6 protein-coding genes are annotated in these 4151 nt (G+C 51.3%); all 6 read left to right on the top strand.

What is annotated here, in order from left to right:
- On the top strand, positions 1 to 174 hold a 174-nt coding region (locus tag ABYV26_RS22045), incomplete at its 5' end, for a trimethylamine methyltransferase family protein (protein WP_372683513.1).
- 12 nt (positions 175 to 186) lie between these two features.
- Positions 187 to 342, top strand: a complete 156-nt coding sequence (locus ABYV26_RS22040; protein ID WP_372683512.1) for a hypothetical protein — start codon at positions 187 to 189, stop codon at positions 340 to 342.
- Between the two features lie 375 nt (positions 343 to 717).
- Complete coding sequence (locus ABYV26_RS22035) at positions 718 to 1380, top strand: ABC transporter permease (protein ID WP_372683511.1); 663 nt, start codon at positions 718 to 720, stop codon at positions 1378 to 1380.
- Complete coding sequence (locus ABYV26_RS22030) at positions 1377 to 2516, top strand: ABC transporter ATP-binding protein (RefSeq protein WP_372683510.1); 1140 nt, start codon at positions 1377 to 1379, stop codon at positions 2514 to 2516. The genes ABYV26_RS22035 and ABYV26_RS22030 overlap by 4 nt, the downstream gene beginning before the upstream one ends.
- A gap of 9 nt (positions 2517 to 2525) precedes the next feature.
- Entirely contained in the window at positions 2526 to 3281 is a 756-nt protein-coding gene (locus ABYV26_RS22025) for an ABC transporter permease (protein WP_372683509.1), read from the top strand.
- Between the two features lie 22 nt (positions 3282 to 3303).
- Positions 3304 to 4151: glycine betaine ABC transporter substrate-binding protein (locus ABYV26_RS22020; protein ID WP_372683508.1), on the top strand; the 848-nt coding region annotated here is incomplete at its 3' end.

The following is a 4151-nucleotide window of genomic DNA, read 5'->3' as shown; positions in this document are numbered from 1 at the left end:
GGTAACGGCGTCTCTGATCGCAAGAGTCGTCATCAATGGGAAAAAGGTGGATCGATGGACACCCGTCAGAGGGCGAAGGGTATCGCCCGCAAGATCATGGAGGCCACGGAGGCGCCCTATATTCCGGAAGACATCGATCAAGCGATCCGGGGAAAATACAACATTCTATTGTAAGCAGCGCGAGGAATGGCGTGTACGGTCAAGGCGGCAGGTATGGCTACCCGGATCATCATCGGCGGTGCTCCGGTGACCCAAGCATTGGCCAATCAAATCGGTGCCGGCGGATACAGCGCTGACGCTCCAGGTGCAGTCGAGACAGCCCCTCGGATGATTGCCGCCTGACCATAGCGATGGATGGGAGAGGCCGGGCGGATATCGTGTCACTCGACAAGCGTTGAAAAAAGAAGCGACCGACCGACAGATAGGTCCCCATGGCACCTTGCCATCTTTTGCCGACAAAACCACTCTACATCGGTGCCTTGAGTGCATCCTTCCCGGTTAAAAAAACTTTGAGCGAACGCTCGAACGCTGATTGGGCGCTGTGCGCTTTATTGACCCAAAAAGGAAAATATGACAAGCTAGTGTTATCCATTCGATCGGCGTATATTACCATCTGCAAGGTTCGTCCAACACAACTCGATCTTTCGATGGCGTCGGTTGCAAACCACACGACTCAATTTCTGCTGCCACCCATATACAAAGAATCATAGGTGATTGATGGAAGATATTATCCGATATGTTGGCAGTAATTACCCCACCATTATCCGGCTGACCATTGAACATCTCTATCTGGTGAGTATATCCGTGGGGGCTGCAATTCTTTCCGGGGTGCCGATCGGTATCTTGATCACCAAAGACAAGAAACTGGCGGACGCGGTTTTGTATGTCGCCTCGGTGATCATCACGATCCCTTCCGTGGCCATGTTTGGCCTGATGATTCCCATATTATCCCTGGTTGACCGAGGCATCGGATTCTGGCCGGCAGCCATCGCCATTTTCCTTTATTCCCAGCTGCCAATCATTCGCAACACGTATACTGCCATTAACAATATCGATCCCGCCCTTCGTGAAGCGGCAAAAGGCATGGGCATGAGTGATCGGCAGCGGCTGGTGAAAGTTGAAATTCCGCTTGCCGTTCCCGTCATCATGGCCGGGGTCAGGATGGCTGTGGTCATGAATATCGCTGTTGCCACCATTGCCGTGTATATCGGGGCAGGAGGCCTGGGCGCCATTATCAATGAAGGAATTACCGGAACCAACAGCATCAAACTGATCGTCGGTGCCGTCGCGGTTTCTCTGCTGGCGATCGTCGCGGACTACCTCTTCTTATTTATTCAAAAAATGCTGACACCTAAAGGGTTGCGTGGAGCGTTGTCATGATTCGACTTGAAAACTTGACCAAACATTTCGAAGTGCCGGGGAAAGAGCCGGTCATTGCCGCCAACAACGTTTCCATGGAAGTCGACGAAGGTGAGATTTGTATCTTTCTGGGACCGTCAGGTTGCGGGAAGACCACGGCCTTGAAAATGATCAACAAGCTGATCCCCAAGACATCCGGAAAAATCTATATTGCCGGCAAGGATACGGACGATCTTGACCCCATCACATTGCGGCGTGAAATCGGCTATGTGATCCAGCAAATCGGCTTGTTCCCCAATATGACCATCGAAGCCAACATTTGTGTGGTGCCCGATCTGCTGAAAATGGACAAGAAAAAAAGCAGGGTCAAGGCGCGTGAATTGATGGAGATGGTTAACCTTGACCCAAATATCTTTTTAAAGCGCTATCCGAGAGAACTTTCCGGTGGCCAGCAGCAGCGAATAGGTGTGATCCGCGCACTGGCTGCGGACCCCCCTGTGATGCTGATGGACGAGCCCTTTGGCGCCATTGATCCCATTAATCGAGCAGTGATTCAGGATGAATTTTTGAAGCTGAATTCGAAGCTGGGTAAAACCGTTCTGTTTGTCAGTCATGACATCGACGAAGCGGTAAAAATGGGAGATAAAATTGCCATTTTCCGCGAGGGCGTTCTCGAGCAGTGTGATACGCCGGATGAGATCCTCTCAAACCCGGCCAACCAATTCATCAAAGATTTCGTCGGAACGGATCGCGCCTTGAAGCGGCTCAAGCTCATTAAGGTCTCCGATGCAATCATGCCTTTTTTAATGACCGTCAAGTCTGACGATTCATTGGAAAAAGTGGCTGAAGAGATGCGCATCAACAATGCCCATATAGCGGTGATGGTCGGGCCGCGGGGTCGTGCACGGGGCTATATTACCAAGGGAGAGATCAAGGGTGATCAACGTGGCATTGTCAGTGAGTACATCGATCCGATACCCGGTACCATCCATGTGAATGACAACCTGCACGACGCCGTGTCGCAGATGTATGCCCACGCAAGCGACTGGCTGGCGGTAGTGGACGATGACGGCGCCTACAAAGGCTACATCACGCAGCACATCATTGCCAGTCTGCTGGGTGAAGCGCCCCGCAAGCAAGGCGACACCATTTCTTAGGATGGATTCATGAACAGCGCCATAGAGCTCATAAGAAGAAGCAAGACGCTATTTCTGTATATCCTGCTGGCACTGGTCTATCTGTTCGGCGTCTTTTCCGAATCGACCGGATTGATTGAGGAGTTCCGGGATACCTATGAGGATTGGATCTATCTGCTCAGGCAAAATGTTATCATCGTCTTTTCATCAGGCATCACGGCCTCGTTGCTGGGAATCGCTTCCGGCATCCTGATGACGAGACCCTGGTTCAAGCGGTATGCGGAAATGTTCGCCCAGGGTTTCAATATTCTCTCGGCGGTACCCACCCTGGCCATTCTGGCGATTATCATGACCCTGACGGGGATCGGCTTTAAATCGGCATTCATTGGATTGGTCACCGTCACCATTTTACCCGTGGTCAGAAATACCTATCAGGGGATCAGTGAAGTGCCGGAACATATGATCGAGGCCGCCCGGGGGCAGGGAATGACCGATCAACAGATTTTATGGAAAGTCCAAATCCCCAATGCGTTGTACGTCATCTCCGCGGGGATTCGGACCGGCTTTGCCTTGAATGTCGGCACCAGCCCCCTGATCACCCTGATCGCCGCCGACAGCCTGGGAGAGTATATCTTTACCGGGATTCAACTCAATGAATTCAATTCTTTGTTAATCGGGTCCTTATCAGTTGCAGCGCTGGCGATTTTGACGGATTTCGTTCTGTCAAGGCTGCAGTTTTGGCTTATACCGAAAGGCGTAAACCCCCAACGGTTTGCACAAGAATAACCTTATGAAGGAGGACATGAACTTGAAAAACGCATTAAAAAAACTCAGTGTGGTAACGATTTTGTTGATTGTGGCTATTGCCGTGCAAACAGCATCGGCTGCTTCCATCGTTGTTGGCGGTAAGGGCTTTACCGAACAACTGCTTCTGGCTGAAATCACCGGGCAGTATTTGACTGCCAAGGGCTATGCGGTTGAACTCAAAACCGGAATGGGAACCTCGCTGGTGCGTGAAGCGCTGGAAAACAAGCAAGTGGACCTGTATTGGGAATACACCGGTACGGCTTTTCTGAATTTCCATAAAAATAAGTTTGCCAATCAGCCGGGTACGGAGATTTATGAGGCGGTGAAGTCGAAAGATGCGGGCATCGGTATTGTCTGGCTAAATGCTTCAGCCGCAAACAACACGTATGCCTTAGCCGTCCGCCAGGCCGATGCTGACGCAAAAGGTATCAGGACATTGGAAGATCTATCAGACAAACTCAACGCCGGTGAAAATTTGACCCTGGGATGTAACATTGAGTTCTACAAACGGGACGACGGCTTGAAACCGCTCCAGAAAGCCTATGGCTTCGAGTTTCCGCGTTCGGCCGTAAAGCGCATGGATACCGGGTTGGTGTACAAGGCCCTGAAAGATGGCGACGTGGATGTAGGACTTGTTTTTGCAACCGATGGCCGTATCCCGGCGTTCAATTTCAGTGTGCTCAAGGATACAAAAAATTACTTTCCAGCCTATGCGATTACGCCGACCGTGCGCAAGGAGACCCTGGATTCACATCCGGAGCTTGCCGGTCATCTGAATACCTTGTCCGGTCTGTTCGACGATGCGACCATGTCTGCCTTGAACGCCGAGGTCGACGTCGACAAGAAATC

Source organism: Desulfosarcina sp. (assembly GCF_041551955.1).
GTDB lineage: Bacteria > Desulfobacterota > Desulfobacteria > Desulfobacterales > Desulfosarcinaceae > Desulfosarcina.
The sequence above is the reverse complement of the archived record's forward strand: the minus strand, read 5'-3'. Positions and strand labels throughout refer to the sequence as shown.